Source organism: Caulobacter sp. NIBR2454 (genome assembly GCF_027474405.1).
Taxonomy (GTDB): Bacteria; Pseudomonadota; Alphaproteobacteria; order Caulobacterales; family Caulobacteraceae; genus Caulobacter.
In genome coordinates this window covers 580,939-603,986 of sequence record NZ_CP114871.1, presented here as the reverse complement: position 1 = coordinate 603,986, position 23,048 = coordinate 580,939, and the positions used below count along the sequence as shown (strand labels likewise).

15 protein-coding genes are annotated in these 23,048 nt (G+C 68.4%); all 15 read left to right on the top strand.

Translation table 11 applies throughout. The annotated features are described in order from the left end of the window. Positions 1 to 116: 116 nt before the first annotated feature. The 15 genes from O5K31_RS02830 to bcsD all read left to right on the top strand — a co-directional run bounded on the left by O5K31_RS02830 (position 117) and on the right by bcsD (position 23,046). The gene (locus O5K31_RS02830) at positions 117 to 458 is read left to right on the top strand and encodes a hypothetical protein (RefSeq protein ID WP_269715626.1); all 342 of its coding nucleotides are present in this window, start codon (positions 117 to 119) and stop codon (positions 456 to 458) included. A gap of 195 nt (positions 459 to 653) precedes the next feature. Further along, positions 654 to 1,004 (top strand): hypothetical protein, encoded by a 351-nt coding sequence (locus O5K31_RS02825; protein WP_269715625.1) that lies wholly within the window; start codon positions 654 to 656, stop codon positions 1,002 to 1,004. A gap of 59 nt (positions 1,005 to 1,063) precedes the next feature. Then, positions 1,064 to 1,522, top strand: a complete 459-nt coding sequence (locus O5K31_RS02820) for a hypothetical protein (protein ID WP_269715624.1) — start codon at positions 1,064 to 1,066, stop codon at positions 1,520 to 1,522. A gap of 17 nt (positions 1,523 to 1,539) precedes the next feature. After that, entirely contained in the window at positions 1,540 to 1,977 is a 438-nt protein-coding gene (locus O5K31_RS02815; RefSeq protein ID WP_269715623.1) for a helix-turn-helix domain-containing protein, read from the top strand. A gap of 72 nt (positions 1,978 to 2,049) precedes the next feature. Then, positions 2,050 to 2,544 carry a chemotaxis protein CheW gene (locus tag O5K31_RS02810; RefSeq protein ID WP_269715622.1) on the top strand — a complete coding sequence of 165 codons (495 nt, stop codon included), beginning with the start codon at positions 2,050 to 2,052 and terminating at the stop codon, positions 2,542 to 2,544. Further along, positions 2,523 to 3,968: a CheR family methyltransferase gene (locus O5K31_RS02805; protein WP_269715621.1), complete on the top strand. Its 1,446-nt coding sequence runs from the start codon at positions 2,523 to 2,525 to the stop codon at positions 3,966 to 3,968. Before O5K31_RS02810 ends, O5K31_RS02805 begins: the two co-directional genes overlap by 22 nt. After that, on the top strand, positions 3,968 to 4,528 hold the full coding sequence (locus tag O5K31_RS02800) for a chemotaxis protein CheW (RefSeq protein WP_269715619.1): 561 nt from the start codon (positions 3,968 to 3,970) through the stop codon (positions 4,526 to 4,528). The genes O5K31_RS02805 and O5K31_RS02800 overlap by 1 nt, the downstream gene beginning before the upstream one ends. Positions 4,529 to 4,531: 3 nt before the next feature. Next, on the top strand, positions 4,532 to 6,199 hold the full coding sequence (locus tag O5K31_RS02795; RefSeq protein ID WP_269715618.1) for a HAMP domain-containing methyl-accepting chemotaxis protein: 1,668 nt from the start codon (positions 4,532 to 4,534) through the stop codon (positions 6,197 to 6,199). 12 nt (positions 6,200 to 6,211) lie between these two features. Next, the gene (locus tag O5K31_RS02790) at positions 6,212 to 8,353 is read left to right on the top strand and encodes a hybrid sensor histidine kinase/response regulator (RefSeq protein ID WP_269715617.1); all 2,142 of its coding nucleotides are present in this window, start codon (positions 6,212 to 6,214) and stop codon (positions 8,351 to 8,353) included. Then, a complete protein-coding gene (gene cheB / locus O5K31_RS02785; RefSeq protein ID WP_269715616.1) occupies positions 8,350 to 9,411 on the top strand; it encodes a chemotaxis-specific protein-glutamate methyltransferase CheB in 1,062 nt (353 codons plus the stop codon). Before O5K31_RS02790 ends, cheB begins: the two co-directional genes overlap by 4 nt. Next, positions 9,411 to 11,072, top strand: coding sequence for a response regulator (locus O5K31_RS02780; RefSeq protein WP_269715615.1), 1,662 nt, complete (start codon positions 9,411 to 9,413; stop codon positions 11,070 to 11,072). The genes cheB and O5K31_RS02780 overlap by 1 nt, the downstream gene beginning before the upstream one ends. Continuing rightward, positions 11,069 to 12,967, top strand: coding sequence for a response regulator (locus O5K31_RS02775; RefSeq protein ID WP_269715614.1), 1,899 nt, complete (start codon positions 11,069 to 11,071; stop codon positions 12,965 to 12,967). Before O5K31_RS02780 ends, O5K31_RS02775 begins: the two co-directional genes overlap by 4 nt. A gap of 223 nt (positions 12,968 to 13,190) precedes the next feature. Then, positions 13,191 to 17,546, top strand: a complete 4,356-nt coding sequence (bcsA, locus tag O5K31_RS02770) for a UDP-forming cellulose synthase catalytic subunit (protein ID WP_269716987.1) — start codon at positions 13,191 to 13,193, stop codon at positions 17,544 to 17,546. Then, a complete protein-coding gene (locus O5K31_RS02765; RefSeq protein ID WP_269715612.1) occupies positions 17,543 to 22,555 on the top strand; it encodes a cellulose synthase subunit BcsC-related outer membrane protein in 5,013 nt (1,670 codons plus the stop codon). Before bcsA ends, O5K31_RS02765 begins: the two co-directional genes overlap by 4 nt. Further along, on the top strand, positions 22,552 to 23,046 hold the full coding sequence (bcsD, locus tag O5K31_RS02760; protein WP_269715611.1) for a cellulose biosynthesis protein BcsD: 495 nt from the start codon (positions 22,552 to 22,554) through the stop codon (positions 23,044 to 23,046). Before O5K31_RS02765 ends, bcsD begins: the two co-directional genes overlap by 4 nt. Positions 23,047 to 23,048 lie beyond the last annotated feature (2 nt).

The following is a 23,048-nucleotide window of genomic DNA, read 5'->3' as shown; positions in this document are numbered from 1 at the left end:
CTTCGCCGACGTCGCCGAGGGGCTCCCGGCGGGTGGGGAAAATCCCCCATGGGCATCGGCCCGACTGTCTCCCGCCCCGAACCCGTCGCCTTCTTCCAGTCCTGGAGGCGACACTCATGGACGACGGATCGATCAACACTCAGAGCACGGCTTCGGCCCAGATCGTCATGGACGCTCTGTGGCTGAGGAGCGAGGTCCGCTCGTTCGAGACCAAGTGGGCGGATCAGCCCGCGATGCAGACCGCGCTTCCGGGTTTCACCTGGGAGCAACTCGAACGCCAGCTGAACGATCTGGCTGGCGGGGAGAAGGCGGACTTCATCGCGGGCATGGTTTCGGCCACCCGCAAGCTGGCCCGCTGGAAGCCCCCAGAAATGGTCCTGCGGGAGATTTTGTGCCTCGCCTCGACGGTGCTGGACGATGGGTTCCAGCCCCGGCTTGGGGAGAGCGAAATGACCTAGGTCTTTTCGCGAGACTGGGCTGGATCGCGGCGATCGCCATCGGTGCGGCCGTGGGCTTCGGGGGCATTCTAGCCGGCCTCCACGCCCTGAAGAACCTCATCTAACGCTGCGGCGCCGCCAGGTCCCGCGGCGCGCCATCAAGACCAATTTCAGCAGCAAAGCGCGCCGGACCGCTCCGGCGTGAAAGGGACTCTCATGCTCAAGCAACGCCGTCTGGTCGCTGAACAAGTGGCCGAAACCCTGTTCGAATCCGAAGCCGCCATCGATGCGGCCCTGGCCGCAGCCGCCAAGCTGGCCGGCATCATTCCGCTGATCCGCGCCGACGCCAACCTGTCCGCCCTGATCGGCCAGAGCGCTATCGAGAAGGCCATCGAGTCGGTCAGCGCCCTGGGCGTGGCCCGCCGCGCCGTCTGCGAAGCCCACCAGGAGCTGACCATCGCCCAGCGTGACATCGGCCTGCGGGCTGTCAGCTTCGGCGGCGGCGAAAAGCCCCCCGCTGTCGCGCATCTGACCGGTATTGACGGGGCCCGCACCGCGGCGGCCTGACACTCTGTCGAAACGGATCTCAAAGCTTTAGGATGGGCCTCCTGTCAGGGGGCCCATTCTTGTTTCACGATCTGCTCGTGCAACTGCACATCCATACCTTCCGCCAGCAGGTGGGGCTGGCCTCCGTGGTGATCGTAGCCTTGATCGCCTGGCGAAAGGGCGGCTGGCCGGAGAAGTATGGCGGTCTGGCCATGCTGTTGGCCTGGTTCATCACCCCCTTCACCCAGGGCGTGCGTCCGGTGGAAGGCATCCAGGTCGGCATCTTCGTCATCGACCTGATCCTGTTGGCGTTCCTGATCGGGATAGCCCTCAAATCCGACCGCTTCTGGCCTCTGTGGGCGGCGGCCTTTCACGTGCTGGGGACGCTCATGCACGTGGCGGTGGTGGTCGATCCGAGCGTGCGGACACGGGCTTACATCACGGCGGGCGTCATTTTTGGGCATCTGACCGTCATCGCCCTGCTGGCGGGCACGCTTCTTGAGGCGAATCGTCGCTCCCGATTGCGCGGTACAGCTTGAGGGTGTAGCCAAAAATCATGACCGCCATGGATAAGCTCGACTCCGCCCCGAACCCCACCGACGTGCATGTGGGCGCCCGCATTCGTCTGCGCCGCAAGCACCTCGGCATCAGCCAGACGCAATTGGCCGAAGGCCTGAGCCTGACCTTCCAGCAGGTGCAGAAGTATGAGCGCGGCGTGAACCGCGTCTCGGCCTCCAAGCTGTACGACATGGCGCGCACCATGGGCGTGCCGATCAGCTACTTCTTCGACGGCCTGCCGGACCCGACGGCCGCCACGCCGGCGGACATCACCGCCCTGGACGATCAGCAAGCGGTCCAAGCCTTCCTGCTGACCCCCGAAGGTCTCGAGATCGCCCGCGCCTTCCCCAAGATCTCCAGCGCCGCGGTCCGCCGCCGCGTCGTGCAGCTGGTCACGTCCATGACGGATGACGACCGCGAGGAGAACGCCGCCTAATCAGGCGCGTTGCAGCAAGATTAGACGGGGCGGCCATTGCCGCCCACCGCGCTGTTGTGGCTTATGACAAACATGAGCCCGCAGCGTGATGTCTACGCCATTTTCCAGTTCGGAGGCCTGACCGCGGCCCTGCCCCGCGAGTCGGTGCTAGAGATTCTGCCTGTTCCGGACCTGACCCATCCGCCGACGGCGCCCCGCGCCCTGGCGGGTGTGTTCAACCTGAGCGGCGAGGCCGTCGCGACGGTATCTCTGGCCGCCCTGTTCGGCGGCGAGGCGCAAGCCGATCTCTATAGCCATCTGTTGCTGGTGCGGTCGGGCGATCGCCGGCTGGCCCTGTTGGTCGATCGGGTGCTGGACGTGACCCCAATCGATCCACAGACGCTGCGCGCCGCCGACGAGGGCGAAAGCCTCAATGGCTGTGTCGTCGCTCAGCTGGCCCGCGCCGACGGCCTTGTCCCCGTGCTTTCGCTTGAGCGCCTGTTGCTCGCCGAGGAGAAGGCCCGACTGGCCGACATCACGCAGGCCGCACAGGCCCGGATCGAGGAATGGAGCCCGTCGCCGGCTTGATCCAGCGACGCGGAACATCCGAAACTCAGATTCTCGAACCGTCTCACCCCTTCTGGGAGCTGAAGCGACGGGTCATCGAGCGCACCGGCCACTTCTATTACGACGACAAGGACGACCTGCTCTGGGAGCGGATCCGCAAGCGCATGGGCGCGGTGCGCTCGCCCGACGCGGCGGCCTATCTGGAGCGCCTGAACGGGATCGATGCGGACCGCGAATGGTCCGCCCTGGAAGCCGAGATCACGGTCGGCGAGACGTTCTTCTTCCGCTACGCCGAGCAGTTCGACGCTCTGCGGCAGACGATCCTGCCCGACATTCTGGAGCGCCGGCGCGAGAGCCGGCGCATACGCATCTGGAGTGCGGGCTGCGCCAACGGGTCTGAGCCCTATTCCCTGGCCATCCTGCTGTCCCAGATGTTGGGTGAGCAGTTGAGCGACTGGCGGGTGTCGATCCTGGGCTCGGACATCAACCAGGCTTCGCTCGACGCCGCGCGAACAGGCGTGTTCGGTCGCTGGGCGCTGCGTGCGATGAGCCCGGCAGACCAGCAGCGCTGGTTCGAGCCGGAGGACAACGGACGCTGGCGGCTACGGGCCGCCTACCGATCGCTGGTGCGGTTCGAGCGGGCCAACCTGTTGAGCCTGCTGACCGGAGACGCGCCGCTGGAGTGGTCGGAGTTCGACCTCATCCTGTGCCGCAACGTGCTGATCTATTTCCATCCCGCCACGGTGGACGCGCTGGTCGCGGCCATGGGCGAGCGGATGGCCAACGGTGGGTGGCTGCTGGTGGGCCATGCCGAGCCAAACCCCAATTTCGCACGCGCTCTGCAGCCCATCTCCCTGCCCGGCACCGCGGCTTACCGAAAGCCGCTGGAAGGCGAAGATTACGAACCGCCGAACCTGGAGCCACCGAGCTTCGACCCTGTCCCGCCTTCCGCGCCGGAGCCAGCTGCGGCCCCCGTCGCGCCGCGTCCCATCGCGAGGCCGCAGGCGCCAGCGCCAGCCTCACCCCGACCTTCCGCCCCGCCCCTCGACCAGGCGGTCAGCCAGATTCGCGCCGCCGCGGATGCCGGTCGCTACGACGCCGCCCACGCCCTGTGCCGTGCTGCGATCGGGGAACGTCCCGACGCGGCTGAACTGCATCTGTACGAAGGCGTGATCCTTCAGGCGATGGATTGCTCGACGGAAGCGGAGCAGGCCTTTCGGCGCGCGCTTTATCTGAGCCGCGACTTCGTCATGGCGCACTACCATCTGGGACTTCTGCTGGCGGCGACGGGGCGCAAACCCAGCGGCCGAAAGGCGCTGGCGACAGCCGCGAAAATTGCTGGAACCTTGGACGGCGATGTGCGTTTGACGGCGGGGTCGGGGCTCACTGCGGGCGCGCTGCGGCAAGCGGCGCGCGCCCAGCTTGAGTCCATTACGGGGGGGTGATGGCCACAGGTCGCACCAAAAAGACCAAGGTTTCGGCAGGCGAGATGTCGCCTGTCCGCGCACGCCGCATAACCGCCGCGCGGGCGGAGCGCCTCGCTGTGCGCGGCGTCGAGGCCGCCGCCGCGGCGACGACCCAGGTCCTTCTCTGTGAGACGGCCGGCGGATTGATGGGACTGCCTCTTGGCACGGTCGCGCAAGTGTTGCCCCTGGCCCGCATCGCATCGGCGCCCCGCTCCAACCCCGCCCTGATCGGCGTGCTGCCCCATGGCGGCCGCCTGCATGCGGTGCTTGATCTGGCTGTGCTGACCGGCGGGGCGACCGCGGCGGCCACCAACGGGTGGCTGCTCGTGCTATCGACAGCACCGTCACCTATCGCCCTACGCGTTGACGGGGTTCTCGGCGTCGCCGAGGCAGAGCCCCTGACCGATCAGGAAAAAGACGACAACCAGCGCGCCGTCGTTCGTGGCGGCGTCCGCGACCTCGCCGGCCGCACCCTGACCATCCTGCAACCGGAGGCGCTGCTCAGCGCGCTTCCGACCCAGACCATCCCCGGAGCCTGACCCGTGACGATCGCCAACAGAATTCTTCTCGGCTTCGCCTTCGTGACCACGCTGATGCTCGGCGTCGGCATTTACGGCCTGAACCAGGTGGGCGTGGTCAAGGAGACCACCGAGACCGTCGTCACCCGCGACATGGCCATGGTCCGCCAGATCGGGGATGTCCGGAACATCGCCAACGAGATGCGCGCCGCCAGCGACGCCGTCATCACCAGCTATCTGACCCGGTCGGCCGGAGGCATCGGCGGCAACGACGTCGACCCGATCGCCAACTGGCGTCAAAAGGGTCTGGAGATGGACGCCACCCTGTCGACCGCCATCGCCCGGGCACGCGAATTCGGCGACAGCGCGGCATCTTCAGAACGGGCCGAGGCGTGGAGCGAGATCGAACGCCATCTGTCGCAGACCGCCGCGTCTTCCCGCCAGGGCCGGGCCGACACCGAGGCCCTGTTCGCCGCCGTGCGGGCGGGCGACGCCCCGGGCGTGGCCGCGGCGCAGACGGCGCTGGTGCAGCGCCGGGCCGAGTTTGGTCGCGGCATGCAAGGCGCCGAGACCGTGCTGGACGCGGCGATCCTGTCCGGCCAACGCCGGGTGAATGAAACCTATGACGCCAGCCGCATCGGCATCTTCGCGGCCCTGGCGGTGGCTTTGTTCGTCGCCTGCCTGGTGACCTACCTGATCCGCCGCTCGATCGTCGGGCCTCTGGGCGCCTTCATGACCTTCGTGGGCAAGGTCGGCCAGGGTGACCTGACCGGCAAGGCCGGGGTCAGCGACGATGAGATCGGCAAGCTGGGCGGCACGCTCAACGAAATGGTCGAAGGCCTCAGCCAACTGGCCCGCCAGAGCCGCGAGGCCACTGAGAATCTGAACGCCGCCACCGCCGAGATCCGCGCCAGCACCCAGGAACAGGCCGCCAGCGTCGAAGAGCAGCTGGCCGCCGTGCAGGAGACCGCCGCGACGGTGGATGAAATCACCCATTCCGGCGCCCAGATCGGCAAGCGCGCCCAGGAGGTCATCGCCTCGGCCCAGGCCACCGCCCAGACCAGCAATGAAGGTCTGCGCGCCGTGGACGAGACGGCCCGCGCCATGGACGCCATTCGCGAACAGGCCGAAGCGGTGGCCGAGAACATCGTCTCCCTCAGCGAAAAGACCCAGGCGGTCGGCGACATCATCGCTACGGTCAACGACATCTCAGAGCGCACGCACCTGCTGGCCTTGAACGCCGCCCTGGAAGCGGCGTCGGCCGGGGAGAACGGCCGGGCCTTCGCCGTCGTGGCGTCGGAAATGAAGCTGCTGGCCGATCAGGCCAAGGACGCCACGGTCCAAGTCCGCTCGATCCTCGGCGACATCCAGCGCGGCATCAATTCTTCGGTGATGCTGACCGAAGAAGCGGTCAAGCGGGTGACGGCCGGCAAGGAACGCACCGACACCACCCAGCGCACGATCACCGAGATCACCAGCCGCGTGCAGGAAAGCGTCCAGACCTTCCAGCAGATCGTCGCCTCGACCAACCAACAGCAGTTGGGCATCGAGCAGGTGATGGGCGCCTTGCAGAACATCCGCCAGGCCAGCCAGCAGACCGCCGCCGGCACCCGCCAGTTGGACGAGGCCGCAGCCAACCTGTCGAACCTGTCGCGGCAGTTGCTCGGCCTGGTCGAGCGTTACCGCCTCTAGATCGGCCGCATCGTGTCCGACATCCGCCAGCAACTGCTCGCCGCCTTCGAGGTCGAGCACAAGGAACACCTGGAGGCGGTCCGCCGCCTGCTGGCGGCTGGCGGCGACCTGAAGGACGCCTTCCGCCGGGTTCACAGCCTCAAGGGCGCCGCCCGGGCCGTGGACATGCCGGTGATCGAGGAACTGGCCCACCGGCTGGAGACGATCTTCCTCCTGGCCATCGACGGTGACGGCGAGTTCGACCGCGAGACCATCAAGGCCATCGAGTTCGGGCTCGACGCGGTTGAAGGACAGGCCGCCGCCCTGCGGCTGGGCAGAAAGGCGCCCTCGGCCGAGGCGGCGCTGAGCGCGCTGGGCGAGCGCTTGGGAATGTCGCCCGCAACAGCGATCGTGGCCAAGGCTGAACTCGCCCCCGCGCCGGAAAGCGACGCCGAGACCGTAACCTATCTGCGGATAGAGGCCGGCCAGATCGAGGCGCTGTCGGCGGCCGCCCTTACGCTGTCGGCGGAGTTGCAGAGCCACGCCAGCCTCAGGGCTAATCTGCGCCGGATCCACGCCGACGCTCGTGACCTGGGCCGGCTCTGGGATCGCGTGCGAACCGGCGGCGCGGCCCAAAGCCTGGAGTTTGATCTGGCCCTGCGCGGCTTGTTGCGCGAGCTCGGGGCCTTCACCCAGCGAAAGGCGCGAGCCGACTGGGCGCTGGACCAGCAGGCGCGCGCCGTCCGCGAGCAGTCCGAGCGCCTGGTGCTGACGCCCGCCGAAGAGGTGTTCGGCGGCCTGGCCGGCATGACCCGCGAACTGGCGCGCGAGGCCGACGTGGACGTCGAGGTCCGGGTCGAGGGCCTGGACGTGCTGGCCGATCGCGGCATGTTGCAGGCCCTGAAGGACCCGGTGATGCACCTGCTGCGCAACGCCGTCAGTCATGGCGTCGAGCCGGCGAAGGCGCGCAAGGCGCAGGGCAAGCCTGCCGCGACCACCATCGGCTTGCGGGTCGCTACGCGCGGCGACCGGCTTGAATTCATCGTCCACGACGACGGTCCTGGCCCCGACCTGGAAAAGATCGCCGCCGTCGCCGCCGAACGGGGCCTGATCGGCCCGGGCCCGCATACACCCGAACAACTGCTGGCGCTGGTCTTCGAACAGGGCTTTTCGACTGCCGAGACGGTCGATCGGCTGTCCGGACGTGGGGCGGGTCTGTCTGTCGTCGCCGAAGCCGCGCGTCGGCTGCATGGCTCGGTCCAGATGCGCGCCGGCGAACAGTGGGGCGCGGAGGTTGTCATATCCACCCCTTTCTCGGCCGCTCGCCAGACCGTCACGCTGGTGGACAGCGGCGACGCCGTCTACGCGATCCCGGCCGCCGGGGTGGAACGCCTGCTGCGCCTGAGGCGCGGCGAGGTGGAAATGCTGGAAGGTCGGCCTTCCGTGCGGATCACAATCGCCGGTGAGGACGTTGTGGTTCCCCTGGTTCCCTTGCCGGCGCTCATCGATTTGACCTCCACCCCACTGCCCGTAGAGGCCGACGCCGTTAAGGCGCTGCTGATCCATAGCGGCGGCCGTCGGTTGGCCGTGGCCGTGGACGCCCTGCGGGATGTGCGCTCCATGCTGGTCGGCGAGACCCCCGGCGCGCTGCTCGACCCCACCCTGGTGACGGGCGGCGTGGTGCTGGAGGACGACACGCCGGCCCTGGTGCTCGACCCTGAGGCGCTGATCCGCCGCTGGACCGAAAGCGGCCGCCCGACCGTCATGGCGGCGGACGCCGCCGCCGCCGCCGCCGATGCGGCCGTGGCGCGGACCATCCTGGTGGTCGACGACTCCTTCACCACCCGTACGCTCGAGAAGAGCATTCTGGAGGCCCAGGGCTATCGCGTCGTGCTCAGCGTCGATGGGTTGGACGCCTTGGACAAACTGCGCTCGGGCGCCGAGATCATCGATCTGGTGGTGGCCGACGTGGAGATGCCGCGCATGGACGGCTTCTCCCTGCTGCAGGCGATCAAGGCCGATGCGGCGCTGTCTGCCCTGCCCGTGATCCTGATGACCTCGCGCCAGGATCCGGAGGACGTGCGTCGTGGCCTGACCCTGGGCGCGGGCGCCTACATCACCAAGCAGAAGTTCGACCAGCGCGAGCTTCTGGCGACCATCGGCCAGCTTCTGTGACCACTCGTCCCAAAAAGCCCGTGCGCGTGATGATCGTCGAGGATTCCGCCGTGGTGCGGACCCTGCTGACGCACATCATCAACGCCGATCCACGCCTGACCGTCGCCCTAGCCGTCGCGTCGGCGGAAGAGGCGCTGGAGGTGCTGGAGGAGGTTAAGCCCGACGTCATCTCCATGGACATCCGCCTGCCGGGAATCGACGGGCTGGACGCCACGCGGCGGATCATGGCCGAGCATCCCACGCCCATCGTCGTAATCGCCGATTCCGTCGAGGACTCGCTGAAGATTTCGCTGAACGCCCTGCGCGCGGGCGCTCTGACGGTGGTCGAGAAGCCGGCGGGACTGGCCAGCCAGGCCTATGACGCCCTGGCCGACGACATCCGCACCCAGCTCTACATCATGAGCAGCGTGCCGGTGATCCGCCAACGTCCCATCGGCGGCATCGCGCCCCCTAAGATCGTATCCACCTCTCTGGACACGCCGCCCTTCAAGAAGATGAGCGTGCTGGGCCTGGCCGCATCGACCGGCGGACCGCCGGCCCTGGCCAAGGTGATCGGCGCCCTGTCGGCTGACTTTCCGGCGCCGGTCCTGGTGGTGCAGCATATGGGCGCGCCGTTCATGGAGGGGTTCGCCTCCTGGCTGGGCGGGCTGACACAGATGCCGGTCTCCATCGCTCGCGCCGGCGAACTGGCCGAGCCAGGCCGCGTCTATGTAGCCCCGGGCGACCGGCATCTGGCGCTGCGCACCGGGCGGACCCTGATGGTCACGGAGGCGCCGCCCGTGGGCGGCCAGCGGCCATCCGCCAACGTCCTGTTCCAATCGCTGGCTCGAACCGCGGGCCCCAACGCCGTCGGCGTGCTGCTGACCGGCATGGGCGAGGATGGGGCCAAGGGCCTGCTGGAGCTGAGACAGGCCGGCGGCTGCACCATCACCGAGCATGAGAGCAGCGCGGTGGTCTATGGCATGCCCGCCGCCGCGGTGCGGATGGGCGCCTCGCGCGCCAGTCTGCCGCTCGACATGATCGGTCCTCGGCTGCTTCAGATGGCGGAAACGGCCTGATGAGCGCGCCCATCGAAATCCTTCTGGTCGAAGATTCCGAGACCCAGGCGCTGCAACTTCGCGCCCTGCTGGAAACGGAGGGCTATCGCGTAGAACGCGCGGCCACGGCCGAGGCGGCGCTCGAAACCCTGAACGCCCGCCTGCCCGATCTGGTCATCGCCGACGTGCATCTGCCGGGGATGGACGGCCGCGAGCTGTCTCGCCAGATTCGCCTGAACGGACGCACCCGCGCCATCCCGGTGCTGATGCTGACCAGCGCCCGCGACGTGGACCTAGAGCGTCAGGGCCTGGAAAGCGGCGCCGACGCCTATCTGTCCAAATCCGCCGACCCGAGCCTGATCCGCCTGCGCCTGAAAGCGCTGCTGCGACGTTCCGGCGAGACCTCGGTCGACGCGCCGAAGGCCGCCGCCTTCTCGCCCTTCCGGCGGGGTCGGGTGATCATCCTTCACGATAGCGCCACGACCCGCGTTCACCTGAAGGAGATGCTCACCCAGGAGGGCTATGCGGTCGAGGCCGTGGCCGACGAGGCGGCGCTTGACGCCGCCCTGACGGAGCCCGCCGACTGCGTGCTGATCAATCTGGCCGCCCACGCCTTCGACGGGCTGAAGGTCTGTGGCCGCCTATCGGAAAGCATGCGGGACGAGGGCGGCGATCCGCCCCGGATCATGGGTCTGGGCGGACGAGGTCTGCTGGACGCGGCCTTCCTGGTCGGCGCCGACGACGTGGCCCCCGCCGACGCCAGCGACGATGTGCTGGCGGTGCGCGTGCGCGCGCTGCTGCGTCGCAAGCAACTGGCCGAAGAGACCCGTCGCGAAGAGGTCGAAAAGCGTGATCGGGCTCTGGCCCTGGCCGCCTCAAACGCGCGGGCGGCCATGGTCGGCGCCCTGGAGACCGCCAACGCCGAACTGGCCGGGGCCAATTCGCAGCTCAAGGAGGCGCAGGCCAAGCTGGTCCAGGCCGCGAAGATGGCGTCCCTGGGCGAGCTGGTTGCCGGCATCGCTCACGAGATCAACAATCCCCTGGCCTTCATCCTGGGCCATCACGCCACCGTCGAGCGGCTGGTGGGGCAGATTGGCGGCGACGAACCGTCGGTCGGCAAGGCGAAGGATCGTCTTGCCGCCATGCGGCTGGGTCTGCAGCGTATCCAGGATCTGGTGCTGAACCTGCGCCGGTTCTCGCGCATGGACGAAAGCGCGGTTCAGACCCTGGATGTGCCGGACGCCATCGAGACCGTCCTGGCGCTGCTGGCCCACAAGCTGGGGCCGGGCATCGAGGTAAGGCGGCGCTTCGAAGCCGACCGCACGGTTGAGGGTTCGCCCGCCCTGCTCAATCAGGTGGTGATGAACATGATCAGCAACGCGGCCGACGCCGTGGACGGTCAAGGCGTCATCGAAATCGCCACTAGCGAGGTTGACGGCCGCTACCGCATCGCGGTTTCGGACTCGGGTCCAGGGGTGCCGCCCGACCTGCGCGACCGGATTTTCGAGCCGTTCTTCACCACAAAGCCCGTCGGATCGGGTACAGGATTAGGATTGGCCATCGCCTATTCGGTGGTGGAGGCTCACAAAGGGGTCATATCCGTCGAGGATAGCGCCCTGGGCGGCGCGGCCTTCGTCATCTCCATTCCGATCAACCCCGAGACCGAGGGACGCGAGCCATGAGCCACCGCCTGCCCGAACGTCCGTTGATCCTGGCCGTCGATGACGAACCCGACATCCTGATCGCCCTGCAGGACCTGCTGGAAGACCGCTACGACGTCCTGACCTCCACATCGCCGCGCGACGCGCTGGAGCTTCTGGCGCGGACGCCGGGAGTCGAGGTGATCATCTCAGACCAGCGCATGCCGGGTATGAACGGCGACGCCTTCCTGGCGGCCGCGCGGGAGATCAGCCCGGCCCCGTCGATCCTGCTGACCGGCTATGCCGACCTGTCGGCGGTCGTTTCGGCGATCAACAGCGGCGGCATCGGCGGCTATGCGGCCAAGCCCTGGGAGCCGGGCGCCCTGCGCGCCATGGTGGCCAGCGCGGTCGAACGCAGCCGCCTGGCCTTCGAGCTGCGCACCGAGCAACGCCTGCTGCAGGCGCTGATGGACAACCTGCCCGCCGCCGTGGCGTTCAAGGACGCGGAGGGACGGATCGTCCGTCTCAACGCCCTGAAGGCGCAGATGCTGGGCGTGTCCCGCGACGAGGCGCTGGGGAAGATCGAGCGAGAACTTCTGGACGGCGATGCCGGCGCCGCCCTGGGGGCGATTGAGCGCAAGGTGATCACCCGCGCCGAGACCGCGCAGACTCTGGAAGAGCGTCCCGCGGATGGCGGTTCACGCTGGATCGAGACCATCCACGTCCCCCTGGTGGGAGATACTGGGGTCGAGCACATGGTGGAGTTCGACCGCGACGTCACCGACCAGCGCATGACCGAAGCGCGCCTGCGTCAGGCCGACAAGCTGCAAGCCTTGGGCACGCTCGCGGGCGGCGTCGCCCACGACTTCAACAACCTGCTGACGGCCATTCTGGGCAGCCTGGACCTGGCCGGCCGCCGTTTGCCTGACGATCCGCGCCTGCGTCGCTATATCGACAACGCCAGCCTGGCGGCCAAGAAGGGCGCGGCTCTGACGCAGCGCCTGCTCGGCTTCAGCCGCCAGCGAGAGCCACGCTCCGAAAGCATCGACGTCAACGAGCTGCTCCAGGCCATGGGCGACCTGCTGTCACGCAGCATGGGCGGGGCGGTTCACATCGACTGGCGTCTGCAGGACGACGTGTGGCCCGCCCATGTGGAGCCGGACCAGTTCGAGCTGGCCATCCTGAACCTGTGCGTCAACGCCCGGGACGCCATGGGCGAGACGGGGGTCGTCACCCTATCCACTCGCAGCGAGACCTTCGAGGAGGATGGCCCCGACGGCCTGCCCCCAGGCGACTATGTGCGCGTTACAGTCGCCGACACCGGCGCCGGGATCGAACCCGATATCGCCGCGCGGATTTTCGAGCCTTTCTTCACCACCAAGGACGTGGGCAAGGGCACCGGCCTGGGCCTGTCGATGGTTTATGGCTTCGTGCAGCGTTCGCAGGGCGCGGTGACGGTCGAGAGCACGCCGGGCAAGGGAACGGCGATCAGCCTTCTGTTGCCCCGCGCAGCGACTCCGGCGGCCGAGCGTAGCGAACGCACGACCATGATCATGCCTCAGCGGCCGGTGGCGCGTGTGCTGGTCATTGACGACGACGCCAGCGTGCGCACGGTGACCAGCGAGTTCGTTCGCCAGCTGGGTGATCAGGCCGTGGAAGCGCATGGCGCCGAGGCGGCCGTCGCGATCCTCAAGCAGGACCGCGCCATCGACATCGCCATCGTCGATTTCGCCATGCCCGGCATGACTGGACTGGACTTCGTCGAGGCCGCGCGAAAGGTGCGTTCGAACCTGCCGATCATGCTGGTCAGCGGCCATCCTGACCTGGGCGATCCGCCGCAGGACATCGTCGTCCTGAACAAGCCGTTCGACGCCGAGGCCCTGGCCAAGGGCATCAGCGACGCGTTCGCCGCTGTCCGGACCAAGACGCCCGCCTGACCTCCTCGCCTTATCGCGGGGCTGCAACCGCAAGTGTGCTTGGCCACTGGCGCGGGGGCGCGAACAGCGTTCTACTCCAGGATCGGGACAATCCGCCGCAGCTTGAGGCGGGCGTTCTGGTCACGAGTAATGGTTAGTCAAACTCGAACGCCTATAGTTACCGGCCAATCGTAAGGTCGCGCTTCGGGGCGACCGCCCGTTGAAGGATCTGGGCCCCGAAGTGATGCGGGTGTTGAAACTGTTTCTCGGCGCACTGGCTTTGGTGGCCTGCCTGCTGGCCATTACGGTCCCGCTCGATCTGCGTGCGCAGGGGTTGTTCGCCCTGGCCACCATCGCCGCGGCGTTCGTGCTGGGCCGCAACAAGTCGCGCCAGGTCACCATCGCCCTGTGCATCCTGTCGCTGATCGTCTCGACTAGGTACATCTACTGGCGGGTCACCGAGACCCTGCACTTCGCCACGATCACCGAGACCCTGCTCGGCACCGGCCTGTTCCTGGCTGAACTCTACGCCTGGCTGATCCTGGTCCTGGGCTATGTTCAGACAACCTGGCCGCTGCACCGACCGGTGGAGCCGATGCACGGCGAGCCGAACACCTGGCCGACGGTGGACGTCTATGTCCCCACCTATAACGAAAGCCTGCAGATCGTTCAGGACACGGTCCTGGCCGCCCTGAACATGGATTATCCGCGCGACCGCTTCCGCGTCTACCTGCTGGACGACGGTCGTCGCCCCGAGTTCCGCGCCTTCGCCGAGGCGGCGGGCGCCATCTACATGACCCGGCCGGACAACAAGCACGCCAAGGCCGGCAACATGAACCACGCGCTGACCAAGACGGACGGCGAGTTGATCGTGGTGTTCGACGCCGACCACATCCCCACACGCGCCTTCCTGCAGATGACGGTCGGTTGGTTCCAGAAGGACAAGAAGCTCTGCCTGCTGCAGACGCCTCACCACTTCTATTCGCCCGATCCGGTGCAGCGGAACCTGCTGACCGTGAAAGAGGTGCCCGACGAGGGCGCCCTGTTCTATGGCTCGGTCCAGCCAGGCAACGATTTTTGGAACGCGGCCTTCTTCTGCGGCTCCTGCGCGGTGATCCGCCGCGAGGCGCTGATGATCACCAATGGCTTCGCCGGCGAGACCGTCACCGAGGACGCCCACACCGCGCTGAAGCTGCAGCGTATGGGTTGGTCCACGGCCTATCTCGACATCCGCCTGGCGTCGGGCCTCGCCACCGAGCGTCTGGCCCTGCACGTGGGCCAGCGGGCCCGCTGGGCGCGCGGCATGACGCAGATTTTCCGCATTGATAATCCGCTGCTGGGGCCTGGTCTGACCTTGGGTCAGCGACTCTGCTACCTCAATGCGATGATGCACTTCCAGTTTCCGCTGCCGCGCATCGTGTTCTTGACCTCGCCGCTGGCTTACCTGCTGTTCGGCGCGAACATCATCTACGCCTCGGCCGCGACGATCGCCGTCTATGCGGCGCCCCACCTGATCCATTCGATCATGACCAACAACCGGATTCAGGGCGAAGACCGCCGGGCGTTCTGGGGCGAGGTCTACGAGACCCTGTTGGCCTTCCATTTGCTTGCCCCGACGGTGCTGACGATTTTTGACCCGAAGAAGGGCAAGTTCAACGTGACTGAAAAGGGCGGCCTGCTCGAACAGGGCTACTTCGACTACCGCCTGATGTGGCCCCATATCACGGTCGTCTTCCTGCTCGTGGCCGGCGTTTCCAGCGGTTTTGCGCGCCTGTTCTGGCCTGAGCGCTTCGATGTGCAACTCGGCACGCTGCTGCTCAACACCACCTGGTCGATGTTCAGCCTGCTGATCCTGCTGACCGCCCTGGCCGTGGGTCGTGAGACCCGCCAGGTGCGCAATTTCGTCCGGGTGGACGCGATTCTGCCGGTCGTTCTGCGGTTCGCCGACGGCCTGGCGGTGGAAAGCGAGACCACCGACGTGTCCATGGGCGGCCTGTCGGTCCGCTGGCCTTCGGGTCTGGACATCGCCGGGCGCGAGCTGACCGGCGTCGATCTGCTGTGCGGCGCGCGCATGGTCTCCTTCCCAGCGGCCATCATTTCCGGCGACGAGGCTATCCGCGTGCAGTTCCAAGCCATGCCCCTGGGCAAGCGTCGCGCCCTGGTCACCGCCGTGATGGGCCGCGCCGACGCCTGGCAGCCGCACGGCAGCACGCCGTCGGCCAACCCCTTCGCCTCATTCGCGGACCTGTGCCGCGCCAGCGCCAGCCTGCTGTTCTGGTGGCGCTTGAAGGACCTGGAAGCGCGCGTGCGCGGCCGCGTGCTTGTGGAGCGCCCCCTGCGCACTGGCGCCATCGCCGTCGGCGCGATCCTGGCCGCCGCCACCCTCGCCCCCTCGGCCAAGGCGCAGACGACCAGCGTCCCGGTCCCGACCGCCGAAGCCGTCGCGACGCCTTCGACGAGCAACGGCCTTCGCCAGGTGGTCTATGCGCTCAAGGACATGGGCGTCGAGCAGCCCCTGCGCCTGCGCGGCACGGACGGCCAGGCGGGCATCCCGTTCGACCTGCGCACCGACGAGGTGGCGGTCGCCGCCACCCTGACCCTCAACTTCGCCTATTCGCCGGTGATGCTGCCCGATCTGTCGCAGCTGACCGTGGCCATCAATGACGAGGTGATCGGCTCGGTCGTCCTGCCGCGCGAGACGGCCAACAACATGACCGTCCAGATGCAGGTCAATCCGGCTCTGTTCCTGCCGAAGAACCGCCTGAACCTGCGCTTCGCCGGTCACTACACCCGCGGCTGCGAGGACCCGCTGCATTCATCGCTGTGGGCCAACATCAGCAATGTGCGATCAACCCTGGCGGTGACCTTCCAGCGCCTGCCGGCCCAGCCGGACCTGGCTCGCCTGCCCTCGCCGTTCTACGAGCCGGGCGTGGGCGGACTGGTGCTTCCCTTCGTGTTCGCCGGCAACCCCGGAAACGGCGCCATCCAGGCGGCCAGCGGCGCGGCGTCGTACTTTGGTCTGGCGGCCGGCTATCGCGGTTTCCGCTTCCCGGTGGTGATCGGCGGCCTGCCGTCGGGCGAAGGCGTGGTGTTCGCCACCTCGGGCCAGCAGATCCCCGGCATCGCCCTGCCCGCCATCAACGGCCCGACCCTGGCCGTGGTCCCCAATCCCAACGATCAGACCAGCTCGCTGCTGCTGGTCATGGGCCGCAACGACGCCGAGCTGCGTCAGGCCGGCCAGATTCTGGCCGTCGGTTCGGTGGGCCTGAAGGGACCCTACGCCCAGGTCGGGTCGCCCCGCCTGCGCGAGCGCGTCCCCTATGACGCCCCCCGCTGGGTGCGCATGGACCGCCCGGTTCGCTTCGGAGAATTGGTTGACCAGCAGAAGCTACAGGCGGTGGGCCTGACGCCTGCACCGCTACAGGTCGACTACCGCGTCTCGCCCGACCTGTTCCTGTGGCCGACCGGCGGCGCGCCCGTGCGCCTGCGCTACCGGTTCCCGGAGGGCACGTGGATCGACCTGCGCAACTCGCGTCTCGACGTGTCGCTGAACGGCCAGTACCTGCGCTCGCTGCATACCGACGGCCGCTCCGGCGGCGACCGTTTCCTGGACCGCGTCCCGGGCTTCTTCACCCTGAAGGAGCAGACCCTGGCCCTGCCGCCCTACCTGCTGTCGGGCCCAAGCCAGATGGGCTTCTTCTTCGACCTGAAGTCCAACAAGCTGGGCGCCTGCAAGGGCGAGCTGCCGACCAATGTGCGCAGTGGCATCGATCCGGACAGCACCCTCGACCTGACCCGCGGCCATCACTTCACCAGCCTGCCGAACCTGGCGTTCTTCGTCAGCTCGGGCTTCCCGTTCACGCGCATGGCCGACCTGTCGGAGACGGCGCTGCTGATCAGCGCCCAGCCGACCGCCCAGGAGCTGGAAGCGGTGCTGTCCCTGGTCGGCCGCTTCGCCGATTCCACGGGCGCGCCCGCCACCAAGCTGACCATCACCCGCAGCGGCGACCGCAGCGCGCTGGAAGGCAAGGATGTGCTGGTGGTCGGCCCCGTGGGCATGGCCACGACCCATCCCGAACTCTTCGCCGAGGCGCCCTTCGTCGCCGAAGGCTCGCGCCTGCGCCTGCGGGTCAGCTCAGCGATCTCGCGCGTGTTCTCGGTGTTCAACGCCAACCTGGAAGGCGGCGAGCGCAAGAAGGCCGACGAAGTGCTGGTCAACCAGAGCGGCTTTTCGGGGGTGGTCAGCTTCAGGTCGCCGTACGGCCACGAGAAGGTCGTGGTGGCCCTGCTGTCGGACCAGCGCGACAGCCTGCCGTCCCTGGTCGCCAAACTTTCCGACCCGGCCCAGAACTTCAAGGTGCAGGGCGACTTGACCGCCAACACCGAGCTGGGCCTGTCGTCCTTCCGCATCGGTCCGATCTTCTGGACCGGCGACCTGCCCTATCTGCTGCGCATCCTGTGGTGGCTGACCCGTAATCCGTGGATGCTGGCCCTGGCGCTGGTGGGCGCGGCGATCCTCATGTCGGGCCCGATCTTCCTGGCCTACAAGCTGATGGAGCATCGCCGGAACGTCCGTGGCTCCAAGGCGGAGACGACATGAAGCGTCGCTCCGCTCCCTTAGGTCCCGCAGGGGCATTGACCGCCGGCGTCGTGGCGGCCGCGACCGCGGCCGCCTTGATCATGCCGAGCGCCGTCGAGGCCCAGAGTACGGGCCAGGCGGTGAGCGCCCTGCTGAAGCAGGCGACCTTCTGGCGTGAACGGGGACGCAAGGACCTGGCGGAGCAGGCGCTGCAACGCGCGCTCGCGGCTGATCCCCGGAACGCCGACACCCTGGCGGCCCTGGCTCGATACGCCGCCGAGGACGGCAACCAGGACGCCGCCAAGCGCTGGACCGACCGTCTTCGCGGCGTCGCGCCCAATGACTCCCGACTGGCGTCCCTGGCCCAGGTGCGCGCCGGCAGCGGCACGGTCGCCGCCGCGGCGGCGGCCAGAGGCGGCGCCTCCCCGGAAGTGGCCGACGCTCGCCGCCTGGCCCGCGCTGGCGACACCACGGGCGCCGTTCGCGCCTATCGCAAGGCATTCCCGAACGGCAATCCGCCCGCCGCCTATCGGCTCGAATACTACCAGACCCTGTCGGGCGTCTCCGAAAGCGCGGCGGAGGGCCGTCGCGGCCTGGAGGCGCTGCTCAAGGAGCGGCCCAACGACAAGGCCGTCGCCCTGGCCCTGGGCCAGGCGCTTACCTATCAGGAATCGACCCGCCGCGAGGGCATCGCCCAACTCGCCCGCCTGTCGCGTGACGGCGGCGCGGTGGCGGGACAGGCTCGCACCTCATGGCGACAGGCCCTATTGTGGCTGGGCGCGCGACCGAGCGACGAAGGCCTCTACGAGGACTATCTGCGCACCGGCGCCGACGCCCAGATCAGCGCCAAGATCGCCGAGGCCAAGGAAACCGCCGCCAAGGCTCAAGTCCAGCGGGCGGCCGCGCCGGTCGATCGGGGAGCGCCTTATCGGACCCAGGGCTTCGCGGCGCTCGAGCGCGGCGATCTGGCCACCGCCGAACAGAATTTCCAAGCGGCCTTGCGTGTCCGCTCCAACGACGGCGACGCGCTGGGCGGCGTGGGCCTGGTGCGCTTGCGCCGCGAAAACTTCGTCGACGCCAAGACCTATCTGCAGCGCGCTATCCGCGCCGCGCCGGCCAGCCGGGGTCGCTGGAGCGAAGCGCTAGGGACGGCCACCTTCTTCGCCGACCTGCGCGCGGCCCAGGCCGCCGCCGCGCGGGGCGACGTGGCCCAGGCCGAGCGGCTGGCGCGGCCGCTGGCGTCGGGTTCGTCGAAGGACCGGGCGCTGGCCCAGCAACTGCTGGCGGACATCTTCCTGCGTTCGGGCCGAAACGCCGAGGCCGAGCAGCTGTATCGCCAGGTGCTGGCCGCCAACCGCACCAATACCGACGCCCAGGCCGGGCTGATCGAGACTCTGCTACGGCTGAACCGTTTCGCCGAGGCCGAACAGCTGGCGCGCCAGACCGTCGATCGCACCGCCGGTCCGATCAACGACACCCGCGGTCGCATCGAACACGCCAAGGCCCAGCAATACCTGGCGGCCGGCGACTACTCGTCCGCTTACGCCAGCTTCGAGGCGGCCCTGGCCGCCGATCCGATCGACCCGTGGATCCGCTACGATTTCGCCCGCTTCCTGGTCAGCCAGGGCCAGGCGCCCGCCGCAGACGGCCTGATGGCCATGCTGGCGCAGAGCACCACGGTCGAGGGTCTGAACGCCGCCGCGCTCTACGCCCAGCAACAGGGCCGCTCGTCCGAAGCCTACGCCCTGCTGTCGCGCATCCATCCGCAGGCGCGCACCCCGGCCCTCAACAGCCTGGCTGAGCAGCTCTATCTCGACACCGCCATACAGCAGGCCAAGGACCTTCGGACCAGCGGCCGCAATGGCGAGGCCCTGACCCTGCTGCGCGAACTGCTGGCGCGGCCGAACATGACGGTGGGCGTCCAGGGTTCGATCGCCGACGCCCTGTTCGACCTTGGCGACAAGGCCCAGGCGCAGGCCCTGGCCCAGCGCATCCTGACCAGCGGCGCGGTCGGCGCCGACCCCGCTTCCTATGGCGGTTTCGTCTCGGTTCTGGCGCGGTCGGGCCGCGACGCCGAGGCCGCCGCCCTGATCCGCCAGATCGGCGCGACGCCGGCCGCCAACACCCCTTCGGGCCGCCAGGGCATGGCGGGCCTTGTGGCCACCCTGGGATCGGAGCGGGCGGATCGCCTGCGTCTGGCCGGCGACTACGCCCAGGCCTTCGATGTGCTATCGAACGCCTTCGCCACGGCCCCGAACGACACGCGCCTCTTGTCCACCCTGGCCCGGGTCTATCAGACCGGCGGGCTCTCGGCCCAAGCGGGTCAGGTCTATGACGTCCTGCTGCGCCAGAATCCGAACGATCCCGAGGCGCTGAACGGCGTGCTCGAGGCGGCGGTGGCGCGCGGCGACGTGCCCCGCGCCAAGGAGCTGCTGCGCGCGGCCATGCAACGCACGCCGGGCGATCCGAACCTTTATCTGATCGCCGCACGCATCGAGCAGTCCACTGGCGACAAGAGCGCGGCCATCAAGGCGCTGGAGACCGCCCGCGTCCTGCGCGAACGCCAGGGCGTGCCGATTGGTCCGTCGCTCTATACTGGCGTTCAGCCGGTTCCGGTCTCGCCCTACCAGACGCCGTCGGGCGCCTTGGGCGTGAACCCGTTCCGCAGCCAGTCCAGCGGCCCGGCGGTGTTCACGCCATACCAGCCTGTTCCGTCATCGCCGACCACCGCCCTGCAGCCGCCAATACCTGGCTACATGCTGCCCGCGAGCTTCGACCAGCCCTTAGCGCAGACCGCCTGGAATGAGGCGCCTGTCGCGACACAGGTCGCATGGAGCCCGGCGCCGTCAGCGCCGGAGCCGCAGTTCGCGGTCAACGCCGGCTTTGTCGACATGCCGCCGGCGCAGGACGCCTTCATGCTGGCCCAGGCCCAGACGCCCGCGGCGCTGAACCCCTACGGCCAAAGCCCCGTCTATCCGCCGAGCCAGGCCTATCCCACCCAGGCGACGCCGGCCTATCAGACGGCCCCGACCTACGCCGACCCGAACTATCCCTCGCCGGCGCCGCAGCCGGGCTATCAGGCCCAGACCTATCTGCCGCCGCTGCAGCAGCCCGCGCAGCAGACCCGCCCCGCGCCGCTGTATCCCACGCAGACTTACCAGGCGCCCCAGGCCGCCGCGCCCATGGCGACGGCGCCGTCCTACTATGCGCCGCAGCAACAGCAAACCTATCAAGCGCCGGTCTATCAGGCCCCGACCTACGCCCCTCAGGCGGCCGCACCGGTCTATGCGCCCAGCTATCCGGCTCAGACCTACGCCGCGCCGACCTATCCGGCGCCGGTCTATCCGACCCAGACATACGCCGCGCCCGTGACGCCGCCGACGGTCTATGCGCCGCCAGCCTATCCGACCTATCAGGCGCCGCAATACCAAGCGCCTCGGTATCAGGCCCCAGCTCAACCCGCGCCGACCTATCGGGCGCCGACGCAGCCGCAGACGCGCGCCGCCACCCCCGCAAAGCCGAAGGCGAAGGCCAAGGCCCCGGTGCGCCGCGCCGCGCCAACCTATCCGGCGCCCGTGCCGCCGCAGCCGACCTACGCCGCGCCCGCCTATCAGGCCCCGGTCTATCAGGCCCCGGCTCTGTCGGCGCCGTTCTATCCGACCACGCCGTCGCTGCTGGCTCCGGCGCCGGCCGCGCCCAACTACGCGCCGCCGGTCTACACCTCGCCCTATGTCTACCCGTCGCAGTCACAGCCTACCTATCCGGTACAGCCGCAGACCTATCAGAACACGCCGCCCGTCGGGGGTTATGGCGCCCTGCCGACGCCGGTGAACCCACTATTGCCGCGCACGCCCGCGCGGGACGGGGTTTTGCAGTCCATCGACCGCCAGATCGCCGACCTGTCGGAGACCATCGCCCCGCGCGTGGACTCCAATGTCGATTTCCGCGCCCGCAGCGGCGAAGCGGGCCTCAGCCAGTTGCACGAGCTGTCGGCCAAGGTCACCGGCTCGATCTCGCCGTTTGGTCGGGGCCGTCTGAGCGCGACGCTGAATCCGGTGTCGCTGGACGCGGGCACACCCACCGACGACAGCCTGCAACGCTTTGGCACAAATCCGCTGTCGGTGGCGCGCGACACCATTTCGGACGTCACGCCGCCGGTCCTGCGCCGGCCCAACCCGCACACCGCCGCCGGGGTCGCCGCCCAGGTGGCCTATGAGGTCGATGGCCTGAAGGTCGATATGGGCGTCACGCCCATCGGTTTCGCCAAGCCGCCAGAAATGACCGGCGGGCTTTCGGTCGAGCCCAATATCGGCGGCCTGCGCCCGCGCGTGTGGATCGAGCGCCGGGCGGTGACGGACAGCGTCACCTCCTACGCCTCGTCGCGTGACCCGCTGACCGGCCGCCGCTGGGGCCAGGTGATGCGCAACACCGCCGGGATCGGCGTGGCGTACGAGCGCGGCAAGCTGGGCTTCTACGCCGACGCCTCGGCCAGCAAGTATGACGGCCGGCTGGTCGAAGAGAATGAGAGCCTGCAATTCAACGTCGGCGGCTATATTCGTCCCTATGTCAGCACGCGCCAGGTGGTGCAGCTGGGCGCGAACCTGAACCTTCAGGCCTACGACAACAACCAGAACGTCTTCTCGTACGGGAACGGCGGCTATTTCAGCCCGCAGCAGTTCACCGCCGTCGCCTTCCCCATGAGCTGGAAGGTTCAGGGCGAGCGCTGGGGCGGCGAGCTTCGCGCCACGCCGGGCTACCAGACCTACAGCCAGTCCGCGCGGGATTACTTCCCCACTGATCCGACCCTTCAAGGCGCGCAGAACGCCATTTCGGCGCAGGACCCGGACGTGAAGCGCGGCTTCTCCGGCAGCAGCCGCAGCGGCTTTGGCGTCAACGGTCGCGCGGCCATCGACTACAAGTTCACGCCCACCACCACGTTCGGCGGGGCGCTGAGTTTCGACAATTTCGGCGAGTACAGTGAGACCACGGTCGGGCTTTACATCCGCCAGGCGATCGGAGGCCCTCGATGAAAACCCCAACCCCGTGGATGGCGGACAAGGACGTTCAGGCATCCGACCTCGCCTATTACCGCCGCACCCAGCGGCAGCTAAACCCGCAATGGCGCGGTTTCCTCGCGGCCCTGGTGGGCGAGCTGCACAGCGGCGCCGACCCCGAGGAAGTGCGCAACTTTCTGCGCCAGGTGGGACGTCGCATGGCGCAGGCCACGCCGCTGGCCAAGGTCGATACCCTTGAGGAGCTGGAGACGGCGATGAACAAGGTCTGGTCCGGCATGGACTGGGGCTGGGTTCGTCTGACCGCCGTCTCGGACGGCGTGCGCATCGTGCATGGCGCCTACCCCGACGTGGTGACGCAAGCCGACGAAAAAATCTGGGCCAGCGCCTGGGCGTCGGTGCTCGAAGGCGCCTATACGGTCTGGCTCCAAGCCCAGGGCAGCCCGATCGACAAGACTCTGCGCGCCAGCGACGGCGCAGAGCCGCTCGAGCTGTTCCACGGCGTCTAGCG

Excerpts from the sequence above, each read along its gene's own strand:
- O5K31_RS02830 (WP_269715626.1), top strand. The coding sequence starts at position 117 with ATGGACGACGGATCGATCAACACTCAGAGCACGGCTTCGGCCCAGATC.
- O5K31_RS02825 (WP_269715625.1), top strand. The coding sequence starts at position 654 with ATGCTCAAGCAACGCCGTCTGGTCGCTGAACAAGTGGCCGAAACCCTG.
- O5K31_RS02815 (WP_269715623.1), top strand. The coding sequence starts at position 1,540 with ATGACCGCCATGGATAAGCTCGACTCCGCCCCGAACCCCACCGACGTG.
- O5K31_RS02810 (WP_269715622.1), top strand. The coding sequence starts at position 2,050 with ATGAGCCCGCAGCGTGATGTCTACGCCATTTTCCAGTTCGGAGGCCTG.
- O5K31_RS02805 (WP_269715621.1), top strand. The coding sequence starts at position 2,523 with ATGGAGCCCGTCGCCGGCTTGATCCAGCGACGCGGAACATCCGAAACT.
- O5K31_RS02800 (WP_269715619.1), top strand. The coding sequence starts at position 3,968 with ATGGCCACAGGTCGCACCAAAAAGACCAAGGTTTCGGCAGGCGAGATG.
- O5K31_RS02780 (WP_269715615.1), top strand. The coding sequence starts at position 9,411 with ATGAGCGCGCCCATCGAAATCCTTCTGGTCGAAGATTCCGAGACCCAG.
- O5K31_RS02775 (WP_269715614.1), top strand. The coding sequence starts at position 11,069 with ATGAGCCACCGCCTGCCCGAACGTCCGTTGATCCTGGCCGTCGATGAC.
- bcsA (WP_269716987.1), top strand. The coding sequence starts at position 13,191 with ATGCGGGTGTTGAAACTGTTTCTCGGCGCACTGGCTTTGGTGGCCTGC.
- O5K31_RS02765 (WP_269715612.1), top strand. The coding sequence starts at position 17,543 with ATGAAGCGTCGCTCCGCTCCCTTAGGTCCCGCAGGGGCATTGACCGCC.
- bcsD (WP_269715611.1), top strand. The coding sequence starts at position 22,552 with ATGAAAACCCCAACCCCGTGGATGGCGGACAAGGACGTTCAGGCATCC.